Raw genomic sequence first — 23,930 nt, forward strand, 5'->3', positions numbered from 1 at the left:
ACCGACCGTAGTGGCCGGGTGCGACGGGCTCAGGCGAGGCCGAGGTCGCGGCGCAGCTTGGCGACGTGGCCGGTGGCCTTGACGTTGTAGAACGCGTGCTCGACCTTTCCGTCCGGGTCGATGACGAAGGTGGACCGGATCACCCCGGTCACCGTACGGCCGTAGAGCTGCTTCTCGCCGAAGGCGCCGTACGCGGTGAGCACCGCCTTGTCGACGTCGGCGACCAGCGGGAAGGTGATCGCGTCGCGCTCGCGGAACTTCGCCAGCTTGGCGGGCTTGTCGGGGGAGATGCCGACCACCTCGTAACCGGCGGCCTGCAACGAGGCGAGCGAGTCGCGGAAGTCGCAGGCCTGCTTGGTGCAGCCGGGAGTCATCGCGGCCGGGTAGGCGTACAGGATGACCCGGCGACCGCGCAGCGCGGCCAGGGCGAGCGTCTCCCCGGTGTCGGTGGGGAGGGTGAAGTCGGGAGCGGGGTCGCCGGGGGCGAGCCGGTCGGGCGCGGTCATGGCGACGACCCTACCGCCGGGCGGTGACGGGCCGGCCGATCCCCGCCGGGACACCCGGGGCGTTCCGGCGGGCCAGGGCGTCGCCCGTGCGGGAGCGTTCGGGGCCCGGCGTTCCCGGCAACGCGGGCGGGACCCAGGCCGGTTGGTGACCCGGCGCTGGCCCGCCGGTGAACCACACATGGCTTGTTGCCGCACCTTGGCAACAACGGACCACGGGAAATAGGCTGAGCCCGCCGGCCGACTGGAGGTCATGTGGAAACCCTGGCGATGCACATCTCGAACGGGATCATCAACGGTCCCGTCGCGGGCGTCTTCGCGGCCGTCGCGCTGGCCGCCCTGACCTTCTGCGTGCTGCGCGGCCGGCGTGACCTGGACGACCGGTTGGCGCCGATGGCCGGCCTGGTCGCCGCGTTCATCTTCGCCGTGCAGATGCTCAACTTCCCGATCTTCACGGCCGGGGTCTCCGGTCACCTGCTCGGCGGCGCGCTCGCCGCGCTGCTGGTCGGCCCGTGGGTCGGCGCGCTCTGCGTGTCGGTGGTGCTGATCGTGCAGGCCCTGGTCTTCGGTGACGGCGGCGTCGCCATGCTCGGCCTGAACATCACCAACATGGCGCTGCTCGGCACCGCGGCGGCGTACCTGCTGATCGCCGGCCTGCTGCGGGTGCTGCCCCGCACCCCCACCGGTCTGGCCGTGACCGCGTTCGTCTCGGCGCTGGTCAGCGTGGTGGTCGCGTCCCAGGGGTTCGTCGTGCAGTACTGGCTCGGCGGCACCACCGACCTGGGCGGCAACCTGGCCGGCCTGGCCGGCACGATGGCCGGCGTGCACCTGCTGATCGGCATCGGCGAGGGGCTGATCACCGCGACCACGGTCGCCACCGTCGCCAAGGTCCGACCCGATCTGGTGTACGCGTTGCGCGCGCTGAAGCCGGCGACCGCGCCGGCCCCCGTCCCGGCTGTCGGAGGTGTCCGGTGAGGAAGCGTTCCTGGGGTTTCGTGGCGGCCGGCCTGCTGGTCGCCCTGCTGCTGGCCGGCGTGGTCAGCAACTACGCCTCGTCGCACCCGGACGGCCTGGACTCGTCGCTGCTCAAAGGCTGCACGGTGAACGCCGACGACGAGATCACCGGCGGCTCCTGCCCGGCCCAGCGGGCCAGGGACCACGAGTTGGCCGACAGCCCGCTCGCCGACTACGGCATCCGGGGCGTGGACAACGGTTTCCTCTCCACCGGCCTGTCCGGGGTGGTCGGGGTGCTGCTCACCTTCGCCGTCGGCGGCGGCCTGTTCTGGCTGCTGCGCCGTCGCCCGGCCGACACCCCCGGCCCCGACGGGCGGCCCGCCGGCCACGACGACGACCGGCAGCCCGCCGGCACCGTCGGCTGACCAGGCGGTACGACATGGGCGCCGGACACGCGCACGTGCTCTACCGGGACATCCCCTCCCCGGTGCACCGGCTGGCGCCCGAGGTGAAGATCGCCGCGATGGTGCTGTTCACCGTCGCCGTGGTGGCCACCCCGCGCGAGGCGTTCTGGGCCTTCGGCGGGTACGCCGTGCTGGTCGCCGTCGTCGCCGCGCTGGCCCGGGTCGGTCCGCGCTGGCTGTTGCTGCGCGCCACGATCGAGCTGCCGTTCGTGCTCTTCGCCGTCGCCCTGCCGTTCCTCGGCGCCGGTGCGCGTACCGATGTCGCCGGGTTGAGCCTGTCGGTGGACGGCCTGCACGGGGCGTGGAACATCGTCGCCAAGGGCACCCTCGGGGTGCTCGCGTCGCTGCTGCTGGCCGCGACCACCACCACCCGGGACCTGATCGTCGGCCTGGACCGGCTGCGTTGCCCGCAGATCATCACCCAGATCGCCACGTTCATGCTGCGCTACCTCGACGTGCTGGTCGGTGAGGCCCGCCGGATGCGGGTGGCCCGGATCTCCCGGGGCGACGACCCGCGTTTCCTGTGGCAGCTGCGCGGCTTCGCCGCCGGGGTGGGCGCGCTGTTCCTGCGCGCCTTCGAACGCGGTGAGCGGGTCTATCTGGCGATGCTCTCCCGGGGCTACACCGGGCGGATGCCGGCGGTCTGGCAGGGGTCCGACGCGGCGACCGCCGGCCAGTGGGCGGCGGCGGCGACCGTGCCCTTCGTGGCGGTGACCATCGCCGCGACGGCCGTCGCCCTGACATGATCGGGTACGTGCAGACCGCTGTCTCCCTGGACGTCCGTGGCGTCCGGTACGCGTACCCGGACGGTCATGTCGCCCTGGCCGGGGTGGACCTGGCCGTGCCGCGCGGTGGCCGGGTGGCCCTGCTCGGCCCGAACGGCGCCGGCAAGACCACGCTGGTGCTGCACCTCAACGGCATCCTCACCCCGACCGAGGGGGTGGTGAGCGTGGGCGGGCTGACGGTGTCCCGGGACCGGGACACCCTGGCCGAGATCCGTCGCCGGGTGGGCATCGTCTTCCAGGACCCGGACGACCAGCTCTTCCTGCCCACGGTGGCCGAGGACGTGGCGTTCGGCCCGGCCAACCTGGGGCTGCGCGGCGCCGAGCTGGCCGCCCGGGTGGACGAGGCGCTGACCGCGGTGGGGATGGCCGAGCACCGGGACCGGGCCCCGCACCACCTGTCGTTCGGGCAGCGTCGCCGGGTGGCGGTGGCCACCGTGCTGGCGATGCGCCCGGAGATCCTGGTCCTCGACGAGCCGTCGTCCAACCTGGACCCGGCGGCCCGCCGGGAGCTGGCCGAGATCCTGCGCGCCCTGCCGGTGACCCTGCTGATGGTCACCCACGACCTGCCCTACGCGGCGGAGCTGTGCGAACGGGCGGTCATCCTGGACGCCGGCCGGATCGTCGCGGACGCCCCCACCGCCGATCTGCTCGCCGACTCGGCCCTGCTCTCCCGCCACCGCCTGGAACTGCCCTACGGCTTCCACCCCCGACCGATCGGCTGATCGCCGCGGGCCTGCCCCGGCAGCACCCCGCGATTGCCGGAGCCGCGCGGGTGGTGGGTCGGGCCGGGACGGCCCCGGGAGCACCCCGCGATGCCGGCAACCGGCCCCGGCCCTCACCGGCTGCCTCAGGAAGCCCGCATCCCGGTGCCCGGGGGCATGGTCGCCACGCCGGGGCCGGCAGGCGCGGTCACGTCCGGGCCGGGTCAGGTCCGGGCCGGGTCAGGTCCGGGCCGGGTCGGCGGCGGTCCGGGGAGCGGCGGCGCGGGCGGCGGCGTGCAGCCGGAGGAGGCCGGCGCCGACCGCGCCCACCCCGGCGATCAGCACCCCGGTCAGCAGCACCCGCGCGGTGCCGCCGGACCAGGGCACCGGGGCGACCGCGCGGGACAGCACGGTCAGGTTGGCGACGCCGACGAAGAGGGTCAGGCACGCGCCGGCCAGGGCGAGCACGAAGTCGGCGGCGGGCCGTCGGGTCAGCGCCCAGCCGCCGGCCGCCAGCGCGCCCAGCCCGGTCAGCAGCGGCCAGAGCTGCCCGGCGGCCAGCCCGAGCAGCACCCCGCCGACGCCCTGCGCCCCGGCGTCCAGCTCCCGCCCCAGCACCAGGGCGACGGCGGCGACACCACCGAGGGCGAGCACCGCGCCGACGCCGCGCAGCGCCCGGCTCCCCGCGCCGGTGCCGGCCGGCAGCAGCCCCGCCGCGGCGACCAGCAGGGCACCGAGGGTGGCGGCCACCCACCACGGGTACGGGTCCGGCGGCGGGACCCAGTCGAGGGTGCCGCGCAGCTCCACCGGTTCGACGCCGTCGCGCAACGGCACCGTCCAGTCGCGGACCCGATGCTCCCGGTCCGGGTCGGCGGCCACCGGGGCGGGCACCCCGGACTCCCGCCACAGGACCCGCTGGTCGTGCCAGCGGACCCGCCGGTCGTCGCCGATCCTGCGCCACTGCGGCGCGGCGGCCGGGTCGGCGGTGGCAGGCAGCGCGGTGTCGCCGGCCAGGGTGCGGTTGAGGTACGTGGCGGGGGAGCGGCTGTTCTCGTACACCCCGCCCGGCCCGACCCGCAGGTACGGCTCCCCGGAGTAGCCGATCACCTCGACGTCCCGGCCGGTGTGGTTGACCAGTTCCAGCCGGGCGCCCGCCTCGACGGCCCGGACGGTCAGCCCCGGTCGGGCCGGGGTGATCCCGGTCACCGCCGTGCGGTAGTCGGTGCCGTCGGGGGCGTCCGCCCCGTGCGCGTACGCCGGTGCGGCGGAGCCGAGCAGTCCGAGCAGTGCGGCGGTGAGCAGCAGGACGGCCCGGCGCAGGGGTGCCGGAGTCACTTGCCGGCCGCCTCCACCGCTGCGGTGATGCCGGCCGGGCTGCGGTCCTCCACGGCGGTGCCGTTCACCTTGATGGTCGGGGTGCCGGTGACCCCGGCCTTGCTGGCGTCGTCGGTGACGTGTTCGGTCCACGCCGTGTACGTCCCGTCCCTGACGCAGGAACCGAAGTCGTCCCTGTCCAGCCCCACCCCCGCGCCGATGTCGATCAGCTGGTCGTTGCTCAGCCCGGCGCTGCCCTCGGCGGGCTGCTGGGCGAAGAGCGCGTCGGTGAACTCCTTGAACTTGCCGCCCTTGGCGGCGCAGCCGGACGCGGCCGAGGACCGGGTGGAGTATTCGGTGGTGGAGAACCGGTTGAGGTAGGCGACCGGGTGGAAGACCACCTTGGCCTTGCCGGAGGAGACCAACTGGTTGACGGTCTCGCCGCTGGCCTGCTGGAACTGCTTGCAGGCCGGGCAGAGGTAGTCCTCGTAGAGGTCGATGGTGACCGGCCCGGTGCCGAGCACGACGCCGGTACCGGCGTCGTTGGCCCCCGGCGGGGCGGTGAAGGTGTCCGACTTCTGGCTGGAGTAGACGCTCCACCCGATCAGCCCGGCGATCACCAGCACCACCACCGCGCCGACGGACGTCCAGAGCGTCCGCTTGCGCCGCTTCTCCCGGGCGAGCTGTTCGCGGACCACCCGCGCGGCCTCGTTGCGTCCCTTGCGACTACTCATCGTCGTCCTCCACGGGTGGGTCGCCCGCGAGCCAGCCGTCCACCGAGAACGGGGTGCGGGGCCAGATCAGCAGGAATCCGGCCAGCGCCAGGAATCCCAGGTCCCGGAGAATCTCCGGGAGGTAGCTCGGGGCCTGGCCGGCGGCGAGCTGCCCGCCGCTGCCGAAGCACCCGCAGTCGATGGCCAGGCCACGGGCCCAGGCCGAGGCGATGCCGGCGATGAAGACCAGCAGCAGCGCGGCGGAGATCCCGGCGCTCAGCCGGGTGGCCAGCCCGGCGAGCAGCAGCAGGCCCAGCGCCAGCTCCACGAAGGGCAGTGCCGCGCCGATCGCCGTCGCCACCTCGTACGGCATCACCTGGTACGCGTTGACGGCCCGCCCGGAGGCGGCCAGGTCACCCACCTTGGCGCCGCCGGCGAACAGCCAGACGGCGGCGAGGCCGAGCCGGGCGGCGAGGCCGAACCAGGGCCGGACGACCGGCCAACGGCCGGCGGCGGTGCGTGCTGTGGTCACGCCCATTGGTCGTACCGCCCGGTCGCCGGGTTCCCCCGGGTGCCCGGTCGCCGGGTCGTCGGACGGGCCACCGGTGGCCGGTCAGGGCCGGCCAGCGGGCCGTTACAGGCGGTGGCGGTGGGGTCGCGGTGAGCGGGGATCACGACAAGCCAGGCTACGCGGCGTGGCGGGGAGGGGCAGGGTCCTTCGGCCCTTTGAATGGTCCCGCTCACGCCGGGAACTTATCCCCGCTGCCGGACGACTACCTGCTCATGACGTCCCACCACCTCCGGCAGGCACCCCGGCCGCCGTGGCCGCGCCGTGCCGCCGTGGGGTGGCCGGGTGGGCGTTCCGGCCTCCGGTCAGCGAGCATGGCGGGATGAACGCCGTCGATCGTCGCTGGCTGGCCCGCGTGGGTGCCGCTGCCGGCCTACTGATCACCCTCGTCGCCCTGCTGCTCGCCCCGGCCGGGTCGGCCAGCGCCCACGCCGTGCTGTCCAGCAGCAGCCCGGTGGCCTCGGCAGTGGTGCCGAGCGCCCCGTCAGAGGTGGTGCTGACGTTCAGCGAGTCGGTCCGCAAGGTGCCCGACAAGGTGCGGGTCATCGCGCCGGACGGCTCCCGGGCCGACCGGGGCGAGCCCCGTTTCGAGGGCTCGGTGGTGACGATCGGGGTGGACCCGGCCGGCCCACAGGGCACCTACCTGGTCAGCTACCGGGTGATCTCCGCCGACAGCCACCCGGTCTCCGGGGCGTTCACCTACTCGGTGGGGGCGCCGTCGACGCCGCCGACCGACGCCGGGTCGGACAGCCGGGCCGACCCGGTGGTCGGCGTGGGCGTGAAGGTGACGAAGTACCTGGGGTACGCGGGTCTGCTGCTGGTGGTCGGCCCGGCGCTGGTACTGGCCGCGCTCTGGCCGCTGCGGCTGCCCCGGCGGGGGCCCGCCCGGCTGCTCTGGTCCGGCGCGGGGCTGCTTGCCGTCGCGACGGCGGCCGAGGTGTGGATGCAGGTGCCGTACACCGCCGGTGGGGGGTTGTTCGACGTCACCGGTGAGGGCCTGTCCGAGGTGCTGGGCAGCGGGTACGGCACCGCCCACCTGATCCGGTTGGGCCTGCTCGCGGCGGCGGTGTTCCTGCTCCGGCCGTTGACCCGGGGGCCGGTGGGTCGAACCGACGGGATCATCCTGACCGGGCTGGGGGTGGCCGGGCTGTTCACCTGGCCACTGGCCGGGCACCCGGCGGCCTCCCCGGCGCCGGCGGTGTCGGTCCTCGTCGACGCGGTGCACCTGGGCAGCATGGCGGTCTGGTTGGGCGGTCTGGTGATGCTGGCCGGGTTCCTGCTGCGCCAGGCCGACGAGCGGGAGCTGAGGGCGATCCTGCCGATCTGGTCCCGCTGGGCGGCGCTGGCGGTGGCGGCGCTGCTGCTGGCCGGCGTCGTGCAGGGGCTGATCGAGGTGGCCACCCTCCAGGCCCTCACCGGCACCACGTACGGTCGGCTGCTGCTCGCCAAGATCGGGCTGTTCGCGCTGGTGGTGGGGGTGGCCGCGTACTCCCGGCAGTTGGTGCGACGGCGGACCGCGGCGGCCCGGCCGGTGCCGGTGCGGCGCGCGGTCTGGGTGGAGTTGGCGATCACCGCGGTGATCCTCGGCGTCACGGCGACCCTGGTGCAGACCCCACCGGCCCGGACCGCCGTCGACGGCGGCTCCGGCGCGGACGCCGGCTACTACTCGACCACGCTGACCAGCCCGATCCTGTCGCTCCAGGTGGAGCTGGACCCGGCCGAGCGGGGCAACAACTCGATGCACCTGTACGCGTACACGCCGGACAACCGGCCGCAGCCGGTGGTGGAGTGGAAGGCCACCGCCGCGCTGCCCTCGGCCGGGGTGGAGCCGATCGACATTCCGTTGCTCAAGCTCACCGACAACCACGCGACGGGGGAGTTCAGCTTCCCGTCGGCGGGGGAGTGGCAACTGCGCTTCACGGTCCGCACGTCCGACATCGACCAGGCCACGGTGACCGCCACCGTGCCGATCAAGTAAGAAGGGCCCGTCCCAGATGATCCGTCTCCGGCGTTCCGCATCCGCCGCCGCGCTCACCCTCACCGCCGTCGCCGCCACGGTGCTCGGCTTCGCCGGGCCCGCCGCGGCGCACGTCACGGTCAACCCGAAGGAGGCGACCCAGGGCAGCTACGGTCGGTTCGCCCTGCGGGTGCCCAACGAGAGCGACACCGCCTCCACCGTCAAGATCGAGGTGAACCTGCCGGAGAACGCCCCGGTCGGTTCGGTCTCCACGATGCCGGTGCCGGGGTGGACGGTCGCGGTGGAGAAGCGCAAGGTGGACCCGCCGATCGAGGTGCACGGCAGCCAGCTCACCGAGGCGGTGTCCAAGCTGACCTGGACGGCCGCCGCCGGTGGGGGTGTCAAGCCGGGCGAGTTCCAGGAGTTCCCGATCTCGTTGGGTCCGCTGCCGCAGGTGGACAAGATGGTCCTCAAGACGCTCCAGACCTACTCCGACGGCAACGTGTCGCGCTGGATCGAGGAGCCCACGCCGGGTGCCGAGGAGCCGGAGAACCCGGCGCCGGTGCTGGCCCTGGCGGCGGCGGCCGCGTCTCCCTCGGCCGCCCCGGCGTCGGCCGCGACGGCGGCGAAGGACGACGATGATGACGACGACTCGGGTTCGACGGTGACCGTGCTGGGTGTCGTCGGTCTGCTGGCCGGGCTCGGCGGGCTCGCCCTGGGCGGGCTGGCCTTCGCCCGGACCCGGCGGGAGCCGACGCCGAAGTCCTGACCCTTACCGCCCCACCGGCCCGTCGGATCCGTCCGGCGGGCCGGACACGGTGACGGCCCTCCGCGCTGCCGACGCGGAGGGCCGTCTTCACCGGGGGATCGGTGCGCTGCGGGCCGTGACCGGCTGACACCAGATTAGCGCCAAAAGCCGGATAAGGGAATATCTGTCCGTTTAAGCGGTCGACCGGGCGGTCGGCAGCGGGTCCCGCCGGATCGGAAGCAGCGCCAGCAGCAACAGCGCCAGCAGCACGTACGCGTTGCGGAGCAGGAACTCCCAGGGGTTGTCCGTGCGGGCCGGCGCCACCCCCCAGTCATAGAACGAGACCACCCCGTAGACGATCACCAGGCCGGTGCCGGTGGCCAGGGTGAGCAGCCGCCGACGGCGTCGCGCCCCCGCCTCGGTCTCCCGGTCGGCGTCGAGCGCGACGTCCACCAGCACCACCACCGCCGGAATGAACCAGTAGATGTGGTGGGTCCAGGTGATCGGGCTGACCAGCCCACCGACCAGCCCGGTGAGGGTGAGGCCGGTCAACCAGTCGCCGGCTGCGGCGGCGCGGGCCGCCCGCCACAACCCGTACCCGAGGATCGCCACGACCAGGACGAGCCAGAGCAGCCGGTTCGGCTCCTGCGGCGCGTCGATCCGGCTGAGCAGCCCGAACAGCGACTGGTTGCCGGTGTAGTCGGTGCGCCCGACCCGGTCGGTGGCCCACAGCTCGTGGGTCCAGAACCGCCACGAGTCGCCGGGTGCCACCGCGGCGGCCAACAGCGTCGCCGCCGCCGCCGTGACACTCGCCACCACGGCCGCCCGCCACCGCCGGGTCACCAGCAGGTAGACGATGAAGATGCCCGGAAAGAGCTTGAGCGCCGTGGCCAGCCCGACGCCCACCCCGGCCCACCGCCGCGCCCCCGGTACGGCGAAGAGCAGATCGGCCAGAATCAGCACCACCAGCAGCATGTTGATCTGGCCGAAGGTGATCGTCTCCCGGGTGCTCTCCACCGCGAGGACCAGCAGCACCGCCACGGTGAGCGCGAACGTCCGGTGCAGACCGTGCCGGGCGATCACCGGTAGCACCAGCCACCGGGTGGTGACCACGACGGCGACGCAGGTCAGCGCCGTGAAGATGACGATGGTCAGGCCCAGCGGCAGCATCCCGAACGGCCGCAGCAGCAGGGCGCTGAACGGCGGGTACGTAAAGTACAGCTCACCCTGCACCCGGTCGGGCTGCACATAGTCGTAGAGCGGATGCCCGGACGCCCACCAGTCCATCGCCCGCATGTAGATCTTCAGGTCGAAGAAGTCGTGCACCAGGCCCGGCAGGTAGAGCGCCGGCAGCACGGCCGCCAGCGCCAACACCGTGACGACCCGGCGGGCCGTACGGCTTCGCTGGTCCTCCGGGGCGCTGACGGGGGAAGCGACGGATTCGGCGGGCACGGGGAAACCCTAGCGGTCCCACCCCGCGACAGTGCCGAGGCGCGGGGACCTGGGCTGCGCGTAGGCTGTCCCGGTGGCTGACCTTCTCGTCTGGATCGACTGTGAGATGACCGGGCTCGACCTCGGCAGCGACAAGCTGATCGAGGTGGCCGCACTGGTCACCGACCCCGACCTCAACGTGCTGGGTGAGGGTGTGGACGTGGTCATCCACGCCGACGAGGCGGCCCTGGAGGCGATGCCGGAGGTCGTCCGCACCATGCACGCCAAGTCCGGCCTGACCGAGGAGGTGCGCCGCTCCACGGTCACCCTCGCCGAGGCCGAGGACCTGGTCCTGGAGTACGTCACCAGCCACGTCAAGGACCCGCGTACCGCGCCGCTGTGCGGCAACTCGATCGCCACCGACCGGGGCTTCATCGCCCGGGACATGACCCGGCTCGACGCCCACCTGCACTACCGCATGATCGACGTGTCGTCGATCAAGGAGCTGTGCCGGCGCTGGTACCCCCGGGTGTACTTCGGTCAGCCGCGTAAGGGGCTGGCGCACCGGGCCCTGGCCGACATCCAGGAGAGCATCCGGGAGTTGGAGTACTACCGGCGCACCCTGTTCGTGCCGCTGCCCGGCCCGGACGTGGAGACGGCGAAGGCGATCGCCGCGCAGCTCTAGGCCGGTGCCCGTCGACGGATGGAACCCGCTGGACGGCCCCCGCCCGGGTGTGGCTATTATTAGTCCGCACCCGCCCGGGAAACCGGCGCGGACGGCATGGTGGCTGTAGCTCAGTTGGCAGAGCACCGGGTTGTGGTCCCGGTTGTCGTGGGTTCAATTCCCATCAGTCACCCGGTTGGTGGATCTGTTCCACCGCGACGCAAGCCCCCTCACCCGAGGGGGCTTGCGTCGTTTCCGGGGTCGGACAGGGGTCGACCCCCCGCACGGCCGCCCCGGACGCACACCGGCCCCCGCCGCCAGGCGGGGGCCGGTCCGTGGTCTGCCGGAGGGGTCAGGGCGTCGGCTCGGCGCTCGGCGTCCCGGTGGTGTCGTCCGGGGAGGCGGCGGCGTCCGGCTGCCCGGCGTCCGGGTCGTACGGCAGGGCGCTGCCCTTGACGTACTGGTCCCAGCTCATGTTCCAGTCGGTCCAGCCGTTGCCGTTCTGGAGCTTGCGTTCGGTGCCCTTGACCGTGATCGGGTCGCCGATCTTCGTGTTGGCGAACAGCCAGGCGCCGTCCTTCATCGACACGTTCACGCAGCCGTGCGAGACGTTGGTGCTGCCCTGCTGCCCCTCCGACCAGGGGGCGGCGTGGATGAACTCGCCACCCCAGGTCAGCCGCTGGGCATAGTCGATCTTGGTGCGGTAGCCCTCCTCCGGGCCCAGCTCCGCCATCGTGTCGAAGACCGTCTTGCGGAGCTTCTCGATCACCACCATCGTGCCGCTGGACGACGGGGTGCTCTTCTTGCCGAGGCTGACCAGGATCGTCTTGACGACCCTGCCGTCCTTGCTGACGGTCATCCGCTTGTTCTTGTTGTCGACCTGCATCACCACCGACGGGCCGATCTTGACGTCCACGGTCAGGTCGGACCGGCCGTACCAGCCGTCGCCCATCGGCAGCCCGCCGGCCTGCACCCGGTACGAGACCGTGGTGCCCGGCTGCCAGAACTCCTTCGGCCGGTAGCGGACCTCGGTGGGGCTGACCCAGTGCCAGACGCCCTCCTGGGCCGGGGTGCTGGTGACCGTCATCCGGCGCTGCACGTCGTCGCGGTAGTCCTCCGGGACGGCCCGACCGAACTTCACGATCAACGGCATGCCCACGCCGACCACCTGGTTGTCGCCGAGGAAGCTGGTGACCCGCACCTGCTTGTCCGGCTTGGCCATCACGGTGAAGGCGCTGGTCGCCGTCGCCGGCTTGCCGTCCTCCCCGGTCGCCGTCACGGTGGCGGTGTACTTCTCCCCGTACTCCAGGGTGCCGCTGGGGAGCCAACTCGCGCCGTCCGCGGCGAGCTTGCCCTCGACGGCCTTGCCGGCCGCGTCGGTGAGCGCGACGGTGGTGTCCTTGGCGTCCTTGGCGGTGAAGACGATGCCGGTGGAGGCCGGGACGTCGGTGGCGTCGGCCTTCGGTTCGGTGATCGTCGCGGTGGCCTTCGGCGTGCTCTCCTCGCCGCCGCCCTGCCAGCTCGACGGCTTGTCGCCGCCCGAGCCGGTGCAAGCGGAGGTGAGGGCCAGCGCCGCGGCGAGGACCCCCGCCGCGAGCACCCGGCGGCGACCGGTACGCCCGGTCAGGTGGTCCTGGACAACTCGCATGATTCCCTCACAGTCGTGTTCCCCGATGTCCCATCGTCCCTCACAGACGCGGCGGCACGCCCGTCGGTTGCGAAGGGTGAACTGAAACACGCCGCCGAGCGGGGTGCGATGACGATGGGTCACCGGCCCGTGCCGGTCCGGGGCGGCGACCAGCGCCGCCCCGGACCGGTGGTCAGACCAGCGGACCCGAGCCGCCCTGCGGAACCGGCAGCGCACTGCCCTTGACGAACTCGTCCCAGGTCAGGCTCCACGCCGTCCAACCGTTACCCGGTTCGAGCTTGCGCGGGGTGCCCTTGACCGTGATCGGGTCCCCCACCTTCGTCTGGGCGAAGAGCCAACGGCCCATGGCCATCGACACGTTGACGCAGCCGTGCGAGACGTTCCGCCGGCCCTGCACCCCCTCGGACCACGGTGCCGCGTGGATGTACTCGCCGCCCCAGGTCAGCCGCTGGGCGAAGTCGATCTCGGTGCGGTACTGGTTGGCCGGGTCCGGCTCGTCCATGGTGTCGAAGACGGTCTTCTCCTTCTTCTCCATCACCACCATGGTGCCGCTGGAGGAGGGAGTGCTCTTCTTGCCCAGGCTGACCGGCAGCGTCTTGATCAACTGGCCGTCCTGGAAGACCTCCATCTGCTTGGTGGTGTTGTCCACCTTCATCTCGAAGGACCGCCCGATCTTGGCGGTCGCCGACCGGTCGATGTTGCCGTACCGGCCGTTGCTCAGCGGAATCCCGGCCAGCGCGATGCGGACGCTCAGCGTCGTCCCCGGCTGCCAGTACTCCGGCCCCCGGTAGTACGCCTGGGTGCCGCTGGACACCCAGTGCCAGGCGCCCGGCTGCGGCGGATCGGTCTTGACGAACATCCGCTTCTGGACGGCCGCCCGGTCCTTCTTCGGGATGCCCGGACTGAACTCGGCCACCACCGGCATGGCCACGCCGTAGGTCCGGTCGTCGAAGAGGTAGAGACCGGAGCCGATCATCGAGTTCGGTTTGGCCATCGTGGTGAACGTGCTCACCCCCTGCCGGGGCTGGCCGTCGGCGCCGGCGCCGGTCACCGTGGCCTTGTACTTGGTGCCGTACTTCAGGGCCGACGACGGCACCCAGGAGCTACCGTCCACTCGCAGCTTGCCGTCGACCTGCTTGCCGTCACCCGTGGTGAGGATGACCGAGGAGACCTTCCCGCCGCCCGGGAGGCCGACGCTGATCTCGGTGCTGACCGGTTTGCTCTTCGCCCCGTCGGCCGGACTGACCGTCAGGCCGCCCGCCACCGGCGCCGACGGCGACGCCCCGTCGGACTGCGCCGGGGTCACCGCCTCGGTACTGGGCGAAGCCCCGGTGCCGCTGACGAACTCGGCTTCCTTCTTCTGGTCGCCGCCGCAGCCGGCTAGAGCCAGCGACGCCGCCAGGACGAGAGCGCCCGCCATCGCCCCGCCCCGCGTGAACCTGCCCATCCCCACCTCTGTTCTCGCGTACCTGGCGGACATCGTGCCCCATGCTGACCACCGGCTCGATCCCGGACGGCCTCCATCAGGGGGATCTGAAGCCTTTTGCCCGTTAAGCTCGCCCGAAGAGTGGAGCCGGGTATCGGATTGGAACCCCGCTCACGGCCCGTGCTATGTTTTCTCCGTTGCCAACGAGCGCCGCTAGCTCAACTGGCAGAGCAGCGGACTCTTAATCCGCGGGTTCGGGGTTCGAGTCCCTGGCGGCGCACCACCAAAAAGGCTCTGACCTGGGGTTTCTCCCTGGGTCGGAGCCTTTTGGTGTTTCTGCCGGTGGTTCGGTGTCTCGGTGGGTGCTCGGGAGCCGTTGGACCGCTACGGCTGTCGGTGGACGACCGGCATGTGGGTGGACGTCGGAGCCGCCCAGCCTGGCCTATGCGTTCTTCCGGCCGTCGTCTGATGATCTTGCTGCATGCCCGGGTGGTGTGGGTACCGGGCCGTCGGTCGACGGATGTGATCGGGGTTGACACCGGGCTGCTTATTTCCGCGGCTGTTTCTCCTCAGCGAGTGCGGCGGCTGCGTGGAACGCCGTGGTCCAGGGGAATGCGAGCCTGCGGTCGTTGCCGGTGCCGGGTGGGTGTGGTTCCCAGTCGTGGTCGGGTCCGAGGAGGATGTGTATGCCTTCGTCGCGGAGGCTGGTGACGGCGCGGCGGTAGGGGTGTCGGGTGGCGAGGGCGGTGTTGACGAAGGGGACGATGACGGTGGGTATGTGTCGTCCGATGAGTTCGGCGATGGTGGTCATGGCGTAGTTGTCGGCGAGGCCGAGGGCGATCTTGTTGATCGAGTTGTAGGTCGCGGGTGCGATGACCAGTGCGTCGGCGGTGGGTAGCGAGCGGCGGACGCCCGGCGATGTCTGGTAGTCGGATCGCACGGGTGCCCCGGTCAGTTCTTCGATGGCTGGGATGTCGATGAAGTCCATCGCGTGGGGTGTGGCGGTGACCGCGGTGGTCCAGGACTGTTGGTGTGCGGTGTTGATCAGGATGGTGACGTCGGGTGCGGGGCTGGCGGCGCAGACGACGATCTGGAGGTGCCCTGCGGTCACCGGGGGATCCCGGCGGTCCGGGCGAAGTCGACGACGGCGGCGCGTACCGGGCCGGTGGCGAGGTGGGCGAGGTCGTTGGTGAGGCGGTGGACCGCTGGGCGGCAGCGGATCTCTTCGGGTGCCACCTCGTACGCGGTGCGGAGGGCGTTGAGGCCCTGTTCGTGGCGTCCCCACTGGGTGTAGGCGCGGGCCACGTCGACGTAGAGGGCGGCTTTGCGTTCGGCGAGGGTCACCTTGCCGAGAGGGATGGTGCGGGCGATGGTGATGGCGGTACCGGCGTCGCCGAGGGTGAGGGCGATGTTCACTCGGTGCAGCAGGACGTTGGTGGCACCGAAGCCGGTCCACCGGTCGTTGCCGTCGTAGCCGAGTCGGGTCGCGGCGCGGGTCGCCTCGTCGAGCATGGTGTGTGCGGTGTCCCGGTCGTCGCGGCGGGCTGCGGCGACGGCACCGCGTAGGACGAGGGCGCCGTACACGGCGACCGCGTCGGTCGACGCGAGGCCCGTATCCCGGTCGAGTACGCCGGCGGCGTCTGCGGCGAGGGTCACGGCCTGCTCGTCGTGGTTGTTGCTCATCAGGGCGTGGGCCATGATCCGTGCGCTCGCGGCGACGGCCACCGGGTCCTGGCTCGTCGCGGCGGCGCGGGTGCTCCGCTCTGCGGCGACCAGGGCCATTGCACGGTCGCCCAGCTTGAGCAGGACGCTACCGACGACGTGGTACAGCTCGGCGGCCAGGACGTCGACCTGCCGTTGCTGCGTGCCCTCCGCGTCCGTCCTGGCGGGTTCGAGAGCGGGTAACAGCGTGCCGAGCCGGTCGAGGACCCGTTCGTATCGGCATGCCTGGTAGTCGCGTTTGACGGCGGCCACCTTGCCGGAGAGCTGCTGCACGGACAACACCGTGGCGGGCTGTTGTTGGGGCGAGACGAGCGCGTCGAGCACCGGCCCGACGCCGGGGGCAGCAGCGACGCTGACCGCAGCGCTGCGCAGGAAGTCTCGCCGTTGCACGTCACCATCCGAGTCCGGGCTGTGGTGGCTGTCCTCACCAGTATCGGCATCTGGGCCGGGGTGTGGTGGCGTGGTGCTCGCGGCTGCACCGTTGGTGCCCGTCGCCCGCAGGGCTGCGAAGCGTTCGCGGACCTCGGGTGTGGCTCGGGTCAGCACGGTGTCCAGCGCGGCTTGCATGTCGGCGCGGGGGATGACGTTGTCGCCCTGGCTGCTCCACTTGGCCACCGTCCGGCGGGCCGCGCCCAGGTGCTCGGCGAAGGCGGTGACGCTCATCCGCGCTGCTTGGCGTAGGGCGGTGGCGTCCCGGCCGGTCCAGGTCGTGATCGGAGTCATCGCACGTCCTCCCGACGGACCGTCTCCTGCCTGGTGATCGTAGCGGCACATGGGGTTACCGCAGGTGCACCGGCGGTGCACCGACAGGACATTCCGCGCATGCCCTGCCCCGGGCGAGGGTGGGTGTACCGGGCCGCCTTCCCAGGGCGCGCCGGTAGGTCAGCGGCAGTCTCAGAGCAGGGAGCTTCGGATGGATGTGCCGAGCGGTGACAGGCCGGAACGCGACCCGACGCCTCCGCAACTGCTGTCACCGGCCAGTCCGCCGGCAGCACTGGTGACTCCTCGTCCGCGTACCGCCAGAAGGGCTGCGTGGGCGGGTGGCGGTCACCTCGCTCCCGAGCCGCCGGCCGGCAGCGGTGGGTCCACCGGGCCTTGGTGGACCCACCGCTGCGAAGGACGTGTCGTGACGGGGGAGCGGGTATGACCGTGTACGTCTCCCGCTATGCGAGGGGCCAGCAGGAGCGGCCCGGTCCACCGGCGTCGACAGGACCTGTGCTGGCGGGAACGGCGGATCCGCCGCTGTTGACCTACGTGTGGCGTCGGTTCTTCGCGCAGCGGGCCCGAGGGGAGATCCGCCGGTGAGCATCAACCAGAGTCCTCCGGCGACTGCGGCGGGCTGTTGCGGCCGGATGGGCCATGAGCATGTGCCGTCGCGTCCGCACTGGGGCTGTCGCGCCTGCGGCCATTCATGGCCCTGCGACGGGGCCAGGAATGTGCTCCTGACGGAGTACGCGGGCAATCGGATCGGCCTGTTCCTCTATCTGGCCGGATGTCTGCACGAGGCCATCGACGACCTGAGCCAGGCCGACGCCAGCGGGACGAGTGACTGTGAGGACCTGTTCGACCCCTTCGTCGACTGGGCCAGGCGACGCGCCGGCTCTCCCGGGGCGACGACCGACGCACCAGTGTCTTCGAGGGAGGCGCGATGGTGAGCGGCATCGGTGTGATCACCGCTGTAGGGCGGTCGGCGATCGCTGAGGTGTTTCACACCCTGGTCGTGCAGCCGACGAGCTTCTGCAACCTCGACTGCGCCTACTGCTACCTGCCTGACCGCCGGTCCCGCCGTCTCATGACCGTGGAGGTGGCGCGGGCCTGTGCCACCTCGATCGAGCAGCAGGGCAGCGAGCATCCCGTCAGCGTCGTCTGGCACGGAGGTGAGCCCACCGCCACGCCGATCGGCCACTTCCGGAACCTGCTCACCGCCTTCGAGCCGCTACGGCGAACGGGGCGGGTGCGTCACGAGATCCAGACCAACGCCACCCTGATCGACCAGCGGTGGTGTGACCTGTTTGCCGCTTACCGATTCGAGATCGGTGTCAGCGTGGACGGCCCTGGCACCCTGAACCGTAACCGGGTCGACCGCGCCGGTAGGCCGACGGTCGACCGCACGATGCGCGGCGTTCAGGTGCTCGCTGACGCGGGTCTGGAGTACTCGGTGATCTGTGTCGTCACCCCGGAGACCATCGACCACGCCGACGACCTCGTTGAGTTCTTCACCGGTCTGCCCGGGTGCCGGTCGGTGGGCTTCAACATCGAGGAGCAGGAAGGCGCAGCCCGGCTGCCCGTGTCGGAGGGCTCCGCGTACCGGTTCTGGCGGCAGCTCGTGCGGCGCCGCGTCGACGGTAGCCGTTTGCGTATCCGCGATCTGGACCGTTTGGCGGACTACCTCGCCGCCGCCCGCGCCGGACAGGTCGAACACACGCCGTACGAACCGATCCCCACGGTCTCCTGCGACGGCCAAGTCGTACTCCTGTCGCCGGAACTGCTCGGCATCACCGACCCGGAGTATGGGGACTTCATCGCCGGCAACGTGGTGGCCGAGCCGATCAGCGCGATGCTCGCCCGGGCCGGTGGCCTGCGCTACATCACCGAGTTCGTCAGCGCGCTCAACGACTGCGCCGACCGGTGCGAGTTCTACGACTTCTGCCGAGGTGCGCAGGCCGGCAACCGCTACTTCGAGCACCACACCTTCACCGCCCGCGAGACCCTCTACTGCCGTACCACCCGCCAGGCTCTCGTCCGCGCCACCGCCGACCACCTCACCCCCCACGGAGGAAGAGCATGACCAACGCCCTTGCCGCCCTGGTCAACGCTGCGCCGGAGCACCTCGTCCGCCTCGGATTGGACCCAGAACAGACGGTAACGTCAATCGACGCGGCCAAGTTCGACAACCGGCCCAGCTGGGACAACCGCGGCAAGTTCGACAGCCGTCCGGGCTGGGATAACTGGAACAAGAAGACGAAGTGACCCGCTGATTCGGCAGACCCTCCCGCCACGTGGTGCGACCTCCCGCGTGGCCGTCCAACAGGTAGAGGACCCATGCGAACCACCGCAGTCGGCGACGTGACGATCCTGCTTCCCGATCTCGACCCCGACGATCTCGACAGCACCACCGAGCCCGATGTTGATCTCACCGACCTCCATGTCGACAACGCCTCCTGGCGGGGTGTCGCCCTCGACGAGGTCCGTGTTCGGGGTAGCCGGATCACCGGCTCGGACCTCAGCGAGAGCACCTGGGAAGGGGGAACGGTCTTCGGCTGCGAGATCGTCCGCACCGACTTCTCCGGCGCCAACCTGTCCGGGCTCAGCATCGAACGCAGCGTCATCACAGGGTCGCGGTTCACCGGTGCGCGGCTCACCGACGTCCGTCTCAAGGATGTCCTGTTCGACGGCTGCCGCTTCGACTACGCCACCTTCAGCCGGGTCGCCGCTGGCGGGGCGGTGGCGTTCGTCGACTGCATTCTCACCGACGCCACCTGGTCCTCCTGCCGGCTCCCCAAGGTCGTCCTGAGATCGTGCCAGCTGGCTCGCCTCGAACTGGCGTCGAGTCAGCTCCAGGGTGCCGACCTACGGGGTAACTCGCTGCGTGGCCTGAAGACCGCTCTCGCGAACCTGTACGGGGTCACGCTCACCGAGGAGCAGTTGCCTGACCTGACCCACCTGGCTGTCGGTGAACTCCACCTCGCGGTGCGGGCTCAATGATCTTCGGATGGGGAGTGCCCGTCGGACGGCTTGTGACCGCGCTCGTCGGGTCTGTTGGTTTCGCAGTGGCACGGTGGAATGTCAGTCGTGGGCTACCGGCCGCAGCCGCGGGGGCGGCGGCGTTGCCGGTGAGGTTGGACGTCGATACGACCGCGTTCGCGGTGGGGCGCTCCGACGGTGCTGATGCCCAGGCCTTTGTCCTGGGTGGGCAGCTCGGTGCGCGTATCTGGCCGTTCACCGCCGTAGCGGACGACTCTGTACTTCTGCCGGTTGGTTCTCTTGCCGTGACTGGTTGGTCCCTCGGGTATCGGTTCGTGGGCCGGTGGGGGCGTCGATGACCGTGGGTGTGCAGTCGACTCGACGGGGTGGGGGAGTGGGGTCTACGCCGGTACTGCCGAGAGGGTTCGACTCGGTGGACGGGATCACCTCGGGGCTGGTGGCCGAGCAACGTAAGGATCTTGGCCGGCAGCTGGCCGGATGGCGTGCCGCTGCCGGGATGACGCAGGCGCAACTGGCCAAGCGGATCTGCTACTCGCGCAGCACGCTGGCCAACGCTGAGACTGGTCGGGACATGAGCATCCGGGGTTTCTGGTGCGACGCCGACGACGTGGTCGGTGCCAACGGGGCGCTGTTGGCCGCCTTCGACCAGGTCGCCGCGTTGGTGCGGGACTTCCACGAGCAGCGGGCATCGGCACGTGACCGCGAGCGTCGGCAACGCGCTGCCCGCCTCATCGCTCCCACCATTCAGGCGCAGCCGAGCGCACCGGCGGAGCCGAGAAGGTGCCAGTGTGAGACGGTGGTCGTCGGTCGGTGGACCGAGCGGGAGGTCCGCGCGTTGCGGGAGGCGCTACGGATGACCGTCCACGGCTTCGCTCAACGGCTGGGAGTGAGCGACGCGGCCGTCTTCGGCTGGGAACACCGACGTACGCCCAGGCCACCGAAGATGGCCGCGCAGGCGGTGTTGGACCAGACGCTCGCACTCGCCGACACCGACACCAAAGCCCGGTTCCTGCTGATCCTCAACACCCCCGACCAGCACGGGTAGAACAGAGCGAGAGTGAGGTAGGCACACCGACAGGGTCGCTCGCCGTAGCCGAGCGCCGACGGCACCCGCCGACAACCGTGGGTTCTGCTGGTGAGCGAACCTCCTGTCTCGCCGGAGATGGACAACTGATGCACCCTCTCATGCCGATGAGCGGACGCGTTGATGTCCGTCCGTGCCTGTTGCGCGAGTATCACAACTGGTTCAATCGGAAAGTTGCTTGGCTGCAGGCGGTCAGCGCACTGATCTCCACACAAGTTGTCGAACGCAGGTGCCCGCGGTCACGCGACTGCAGGGGGTACTATGCACGCCTGGCTCGGAAGCAGGGCTGCAGAGCGCGAGATAAAGCCAGGAGGAAGTCATGGCGATGTCGCATCAACGGATCGCGCAGAACGCCGAAGCCCTCAAGAAAAATTTAGAATACGGCACTGAGCTCATCGCATGGCTTGATCAACAAAAAGTTGAGTATGCATACGTCGGTCCGGGCGAGCATAATGTGTGGAACATTCGAATCCATCTTCCAAAGGATTTGCGCCAGGTCTTCGGCGTCGAACGTGAAGTTCTTGTGGTAGCAACTAAGTTCGAGAATGTTCAACCACGACTGCTCAATCATGTCGCCGATGGACTTAAGCCGCCGAGCGTCGAATCTGACATGTGCATCCTCGTCGGAAACAATCTGAACCCGGACCAATGGGCCGACGAAGAAAAGGGACTCGGATTCAACCTAATCCCAGTCAACAGATCGGAATTGCAGTCCGGAACGGCTCCTGGCATGGCTGCAGTTCTTGCTGGCCATTTAGCTCGAGTTGATCATTTCGCTTTTGTTCGCCCCCTCAACAACAAGGCGGCCTTCTTCGGCAGGTCCCAGGACATCCAACGCATTAAGGCCTTATTGACGCAAGGTCAGCACGTTGGGGTCTTCGGCCTCAAGAAGGCTGGCAAGAGTTCACTAGTCAATCGAATTGCGCTTGAGTTGCGTGAGGCTGGATGGTCAATAATTCAAATTGACCTCCAACGCGAAGGGACAGCGGCGGACAACCTCCGTCGACTATTGTTGCAGCGGACGCTTGACGAGGCCGACCGAGCTCGCTTCGTGGGCAGTCGAATAGCAGGTAGTCAAGCAGTTGACGCTGTTTCGCAAAGCCGCAGCGCTTGGGTCGACCAACTCGATTATGCCCTAGCGCTCCACAGGAACGCAGAGGGCGTCCTCATAGTTATCGACGAGATCGATCTACTGCTTCCCGGACGTACCTTCGAGGCTGCCACGACGAGTGAGGCGCAGTTGGCAACGATCGGTGTGCTTCAACAACTGCGCGGCCTGACGGACGACCTGCACAACAATCGCGCACGCAAGTCCCCCGTCCTTCTCACAGCGGGCACTGACGCAGATCTTTTTGGCAGCTCCTTCATTGAGGAGCGTCCAAACCCTCTCTGGGCTATGGTCGACTTCCATTATCTCGGCCCGTTGGACCTTGCAGAGACTAGCGACATGGTACGGACCCTCGGGCGGCGATCGGGGTTGAACTTTACAGAAGGTTCCGTTATTCACCAGCTATTCGATGATTACGGCGGACACCCGCTCGTTACGAGAACGGCTTGTTCTAGTATCCACAGAAGGGTGAAGGCGGAGCAGGTTCCGTACTCCGTCTCCACCCAGGATGTAGTGCGTGTTGCCAAGCGGCCAGGACCCAAAACGGCGCCGCAGCTAGCGCGCGACATACCTCAGCAGTTCATGGCTTTATTCCCAGATGAGGCACCACTCCTTCGACCCCTCCTTGAAGGAGGCACCGAATTGATCAATCCCGACGATGCGCCGTATGCCGTCGAGTACGGAGTCCTCACCGAAGATGGGCGACTTAGGCTCGGCATCCTAAGAAGGGGCTAATTAGTGTACGACTTTCCTTCTTGGACGGAACTGCGACGGGCGATCCACTCGAAAATGTTGCAGAGCCGCATTATCAACCTCATAGGACTGTCGGACTCTGGACGAACATCCTTACTGGCCTTAATTGTGCGCGACTGGAGGTCCGCTGGGTTTGTGGCGATCGTTATCGATGGCACATCGACGCCCGAGACCTTTCGCGTTGACGCGCAGGAGCAGTTGACTGGAACGGACCCCTGGCTAGTAGCTGTAGACGACTTCGACACTCTACTGAATGGACCTTCGGGAGGTCAGTGGAACGACGTCCTGAACGGGCATTGCGTGAATGTGAAGCTCGGAGAAAAGTCGCCTGCGGTGATCTTAGTCAGCGATTCTCGTTTTAGCCTGCTGGACCTTGCGCGCAGATCGCTAATCGCCGACGCAATCAGCGATACTGTGGCGCCCCCGCAGATCTCTGTTGGCGATCTAGTTGCTGTCGGATGGAAAAGCAGCAGCGAGGCACGCCAAGCACTTGATCAATATGGCTCATTTCCAAGACTGCTTACGAAATCCAGGGCCGGCTGCGTTGAGGCAGGTATTGCAGATTCGATCCTCCTATCAGTTGTACCTGGGGTGACCGGCGCCCTCGCGCAAAGGCTGCGCCAACTGACACGCCGAAATGGTGTTAAGTCGCAGCCACACGCTATGGATGTCCACCTCTCTCCGCTACTTTCGCGAGATGGTGGTCAGGTTATGTGCGCCGCCCATTTTGTCCATGCTGGATGCGCGCAACTGATTGAAGGTGCTAGTCAATTCTGGCCGCGAAGTCTACAGGACTCGGCGAGACGATTCGCGTCGCGGCTCTTCTTGTCCGAAGAGGCAATTTGGTTGGATCGTTATATCGGGTCTACGCCCCGCCAGCTCGTAAAATTTCTTGACCTAGTTGCCGGGGTTCGTGGAAAGTTCAAGCTCCGGATCCTCAGTGAGCTGTCCTCTGTCAATGTCATCGCTGGTGCCAACAAGCAATTCGTAAAGACAGAGTTCGCAAGACTTACTGAAGGCGGCTTCGATGTGCGATGGCAGACATTGCATCCGAACGACGTGCGAACCGTCCATGCCCGGCAGCTAATATTCCCCAATGTTCCCGGAATTTATCACCTACCGCCAGTCGATCGACTCCTCGATACAGCGGCAGTTGGCAACGAGGTCGACGCATTTATTTCTAAATTTGGTGATTGGGAAGCAGGTGAGCGCCTCTGGTCCCAGTCCTCGAACTGGCTTTGATCAGTGCCAGGCTAATTCAGAGGCCAAGGAGCAGGTCGTGGCACACTCATTTGCCGCGATCCGCGTGCTTTACCGGGATCATCGTGCGTCGAGCCTGCCCGGGCGTACGGAGCCGGACAGGAGGGACGAAGTTCAGCCGATGATGGCGGCGAGAGTGGGGTTCGCAGCTCGCGTCGTGGTCGACGGCTGCGGTGAGCAGTCTGGCGGTTGCTGAAGAAGCTGGGACTGCAGTTTCACCTGCCAGTTCGTCGGGAGCCGGGTCGCCGACCTCCACCCGCAGACCCGGAACTGCGGCGTCGGGTCGGCTGATCAGCCGGTCCGTCGACGGCACCAGGGCTGGAGAACGACACCGAAGGCGCTGCAGGACGGGAAGACCTCGCTGGCGGCCATTGCGACGCCGCGATCTGGGCCCCGGTGACCGGCAGGGTGGGCGAGACCTG

Annotated in this window: 24 protein-coding genes and 2 tRNA genes; 17 read left to right on the forward strand and 9 right to left on the reverse strand. The window is 69.4% G+C overall.

Annotation, left to right across the window (positions count from 1 at the left end; translation table 11 throughout):
• Positions 1 to 29 precede the first annotated feature (29 nt).
• Entirely contained in the window at positions 30 to 506 is a 477-nt protein-coding gene (gene bcp, locus GA0070216_RS26405; protein WP_091251633.1) for a thioredoxin-dependent thiol peroxidase, read from the reverse strand.
• A 252-nt stretch (positions 507 to 758) separates the two neighbouring features.
• On the opposite strand from bcp, the gene GA0070216_RS26410 reads away from it, so the two are divergent.
• Genes GA0070216_RS26410 through GA0070216_RS26425 form a run of 4 tightly spaced genes read left to right on the forward strand, consistent with a single transcriptional unit; the run spans position 759 to position 3,428 of the window.
• Positions 759 to 1,478: an energy-coupling factor ABC transporter permease gene (locus GA0070216_RS26410; protein WP_091251635.1), complete on the forward strand. Its 720-nt coding sequence runs from the start codon at positions 759 to 761 to the stop codon at positions 1,476 to 1,478.
• Complete coding sequence (locus tag GA0070216_RS26415) at positions 1,475 to 1,882, forward strand: PDGLE domain-containing protein (RefSeq protein ID WP_091251637.1); 408 nt, start codon at positions 1,475 to 1,477, stop codon at positions 1,880 to 1,882. The genes GA0070216_RS26410 and GA0070216_RS26415 overlap by 4 nt, the downstream gene beginning before the upstream one ends.
• A 14-nt stretch (positions 1,883 to 1,896) precedes the next feature.
• Positions 1,897 to 2,667: a cobalt ECF transporter T component CbiQ gene (gene cbiQ, locus GA0070216_RS26420; RefSeq protein WP_091251640.1), complete on the forward strand. Its 771-nt coding sequence runs from the start codon at positions 1,897 to 1,899 to the stop codon at positions 2,665 to 2,667.
• Positions 2,664 to 3,428: an energy-coupling factor ABC transporter ATP-binding protein gene (locus GA0070216_RS26425; RefSeq protein WP_091251642.1), complete on the forward strand. Its 765-nt coding sequence runs from the start codon at positions 2,664 to 2,666 to the stop codon at positions 3,426 to 3,428. Before cbiQ ends, GA0070216_RS26425 begins: the two co-directional genes overlap by 4 nt.
• Before the next feature lie 219 nt (positions 3,429 to 3,647).
• Here the strand turns inward: GA0070216_RS26425 and GA0070216_RS26430 are convergent, their stop codons facing one another.
• From GA0070216_RS26430 to GA0070216_RS26440, 3 genes are read right to left on the reverse strand one after another with little or no spacing between them, the layout of a single operon-like run.
• Entirely contained in the window at positions 3,648 to 4,742 is a 1,095-nt protein-coding gene (locus GA0070216_RS26430) for a hypothetical protein (protein WP_091251644.1), read from the reverse strand.
• Entirely contained in the window at positions 4,739 to 5,455 is a 717-nt protein-coding gene (locus tag GA0070216_RS26435) for a thioredoxin domain-containing protein (protein ID WP_091251646.1), read from the reverse strand. Before GA0070216_RS26435 ends, GA0070216_RS26430 begins: the two co-directional genes overlap by 4 nt.
• Positions 5,448 to 5,972, reverse strand: coding sequence for a MauE/DoxX family redox-associated membrane protein (locus GA0070216_RS26440; protein ID WP_091251647.1), 525 nt, complete (start codon positions 5,970 to 5,972; stop codon positions 5,448 to 5,450). The genes GA0070216_RS26435 and GA0070216_RS26440 overlap by 8 nt, the downstream gene beginning before the upstream one ends.
• Positions 5,973 to 6,324: 352 nt before the next feature.
• Here GA0070216_RS26440 and GA0070216_RS26445 point away from each other — a divergent pair, with 352 nt between their 5' ends.
• Both GA0070216_RS26445 and GA0070216_RS26450 read left to right on the forward strand, forming a co-directional pair.
• The gene (locus GA0070216_RS26445; RefSeq protein WP_091251710.1) at positions 6,325 to 7,980 is read left to right on the forward strand and encodes a copper resistance CopC/CopD family protein; all 1,656 of its coding nucleotides are present in this window, start codon (positions 6,325 to 6,327) and stop codon (positions 7,978 to 7,980) included.
• A 16-nt stretch (positions 7,981 to 7,996) separates the two neighbouring features.
• Positions 7,997 to 8,728 (forward strand): YcnI family copper-binding membrane protein, encoded by a 732-nt coding sequence (locus GA0070216_RS26450; protein ID WP_091251649.1) that lies wholly within the window; start codon positions 7,997 to 7,999, stop codon positions 8,726 to 8,728.
• 171 nt (positions 8,729 to 8,899) lie between these two features.
• Here GA0070216_RS26450 and GA0070216_RS26455 read toward each other — a convergent pair whose 3' ends face one another.
• Positions 8,900 to 10,159 (reverse strand): glycosyltransferase family 87 protein, encoded by a 1,260-nt coding sequence (locus GA0070216_RS26455; RefSeq protein ID WP_091251651.1) that lies wholly within the window; start codon positions 10,157 to 10,159, stop codon positions 8,900 to 8,902.
• A gap of 73 nt (positions 10,160 to 10,232) precedes the next feature.
• On the opposite strand from GA0070216_RS26455, the gene orn reads away from it, so the two are divergent.
• Complete coding sequence (gene orn, locus GA0070216_RS26460; protein ID WP_091251653.1) at positions 10,233 to 10,823, forward strand: oligoribonuclease; 591 nt, start codon at positions 10,233 to 10,235, stop codon at positions 10,821 to 10,823.
• A 99-nt stretch (positions 10,824 to 10,922) separates the two neighbouring features.
• Positions 10,923 to 10,995, forward strand: a tRNA-His gene (locus GA0070216_RS26465).
• A 159-nt stretch (positions 10,996 to 11,154) separates the two neighbouring features.
• On the opposite strand, the gene GA0070216_RS26470 is transcribed toward GA0070216_RS26465, so the two are convergent.
• Both GA0070216_RS26470 and GA0070216_RS26475 read right to left on the reverse strand, forming a co-directional pair.
• Positions 11,155 to 12,450, reverse strand: a complete 1,296-nt coding sequence (locus tag GA0070216_RS26470) for a L,D-transpeptidase (RefSeq protein WP_091251712.1) — start codon at positions 12,448 to 12,450, stop codon at positions 11,155 to 11,157.
• Between the two features lie 172 nt (positions 12,451 to 12,622).
• Positions 12,623 to 13,897, reverse strand: coding sequence for a L,D-transpeptidase (locus GA0070216_RS26475; protein ID WP_091251655.1), 1,275 nt, complete (start codon positions 13,895 to 13,897; stop codon positions 12,623 to 12,625).
• Between the two features lie 186 nt (positions 13,898 to 14,083).
• Between GA0070216_RS26475 and GA0070216_RS26480 the strand changes: the two genes are divergently transcribed.
• Positions 14,084 to 14,159: transfer RNA gene (locus tag GA0070216_RS26480), tRNA-Lys, on the forward strand.
• A 264-nt stretch (positions 14,160 to 14,423) separates the two neighbouring features.
• Here the strand turns inward: GA0070216_RS26480 and GA0070216_RS26485 are convergent.
• Together GA0070216_RS26485 and GA0070216_RS26490 are read right to left on the reverse strand one after the other, a co-directional pair.
• Complete coding sequence (locus GA0070216_RS26485) at positions 14,424 to 14,987, reverse strand: flavoprotein (protein ID WP_091251657.1); 564 nt, start codon at positions 14,985 to 14,987, stop codon at positions 14,424 to 14,426.
• Positions 14,984 to 16,321, reverse strand: coding sequence for a hypothetical protein (locus GA0070216_RS26490; RefSeq protein ID WP_091251659.1), 1,338 nt, complete (start codon positions 16,319 to 16,321; stop codon positions 14,984 to 14,986). The genes GA0070216_RS26485 and GA0070216_RS26490 overlap by 4 nt, the downstream gene beginning before the upstream one ends.
• Positions 16,322 to 16,741: 420 nt before the next feature.
• Here GA0070216_RS26490 and amcA (GA0070216_RS34740) point away from each other — a divergent pair, with 420 nt between their 5' ends.
• From amcA (GA0070216_RS34740) to GA0070216_RS34055, 8 genes are all read left to right on the forward strand, one after another.
• Positions 16,742 to 16,903: a multiple cyclophane-containing RiPP AmcA gene (gene amcA / locus GA0070216_RS34740; protein WP_176739139.1), complete on the forward strand. Its 162-nt coding sequence runs from the start codon at positions 16,742 to 16,744 to the stop codon at positions 16,901 to 16,903.
• 131 nt (positions 16,904 to 17,034) lie between these two features.
• The gene (locus GA0070216_RS26495) at positions 17,035 to 17,253 is read left to right on the forward strand and encodes a hypothetical protein (protein ID WP_425413195.1); all 219 of its coding nucleotides are present in this window, start codon (positions 17,035 to 17,037) and stop codon (positions 17,251 to 17,253) included.
• Complete coding sequence (gene amcB / locus GA0070216_RS26500; protein WP_091251714.1) at positions 17,250 to 18,386, forward strand: cyclophane-forming radical SAM peptide maturase AmcB; 1,137 nt, start codon at positions 17,250 to 17,252, stop codon at positions 18,384 to 18,386. The genes GA0070216_RS26495 and amcB overlap by 4 nt, the downstream gene beginning before the upstream one ends.
• Positions 18,383 to 18,568 (forward strand): multiple cyclophane-containing RiPP AmcA, encoded by a 186-nt coding sequence (gene amcA, locus GA0070216_RS26505; protein WP_091251663.1) that lies wholly within the window; start codon positions 18,383 to 18,385, stop codon positions 18,566 to 18,568. The genes amcB and amcA (GA0070216_RS26505) overlap by 4 nt, the downstream gene beginning before the upstream one ends.
• Positions 18,569 to 18,640: 72 nt before the next feature.
• Positions 18,641 to 19,303, forward strand: coding sequence for a pentapeptide repeat-containing protein (locus GA0070216_RS26510; protein WP_091251665.1), 663 nt, complete (start codon positions 18,641 to 18,643; stop codon positions 19,301 to 19,303).
• A gap of 412 nt (positions 19,304 to 19,715) precedes the next feature.
• The gene (locus tag GA0070216_RS26515) at positions 19,716 to 20,348 is read left to right on the forward strand and encodes a helix-turn-helix domain-containing protein (protein WP_245722748.1); all 633 of its coding nucleotides are present in this window, start codon (positions 19,716 to 19,718) and stop codon (positions 20,346 to 20,348) included.
• Between the two features lie 358 nt (positions 20,349 to 20,706).
• Positions 20,707 to 22,230, forward strand: a complete 1,524-nt coding sequence (locus GA0070216_RS34050) for an ATP-binding protein (protein ID WP_141723208.1) — start codon at positions 20,707 to 20,709, stop codon at positions 22,228 to 22,230.
• A 153-nt stretch (positions 22,231 to 22,383) separates the two neighbouring features.
• Positions 22,384 to 23,490, forward strand: a complete 1,107-nt coding sequence (locus GA0070216_RS34055; protein WP_141723209.1) for a hypothetical protein — start codon at positions 22,384 to 22,386, stop codon at positions 23,488 to 23,490.
• Positions 23,491 to 23,930 lie beyond the last annotated feature (440 nt).

It is taken from the genome of Micromonospora matsumotoense, from assembly GCF_900091525.1.
In the GTDB taxonomy this organism is placed as follows: Bacteria; Actinomycetota; Actinomycetes; order Mycobacteriales; family Micromonosporaceae; genus Micromonospora; species Micromonospora matsumotoensis.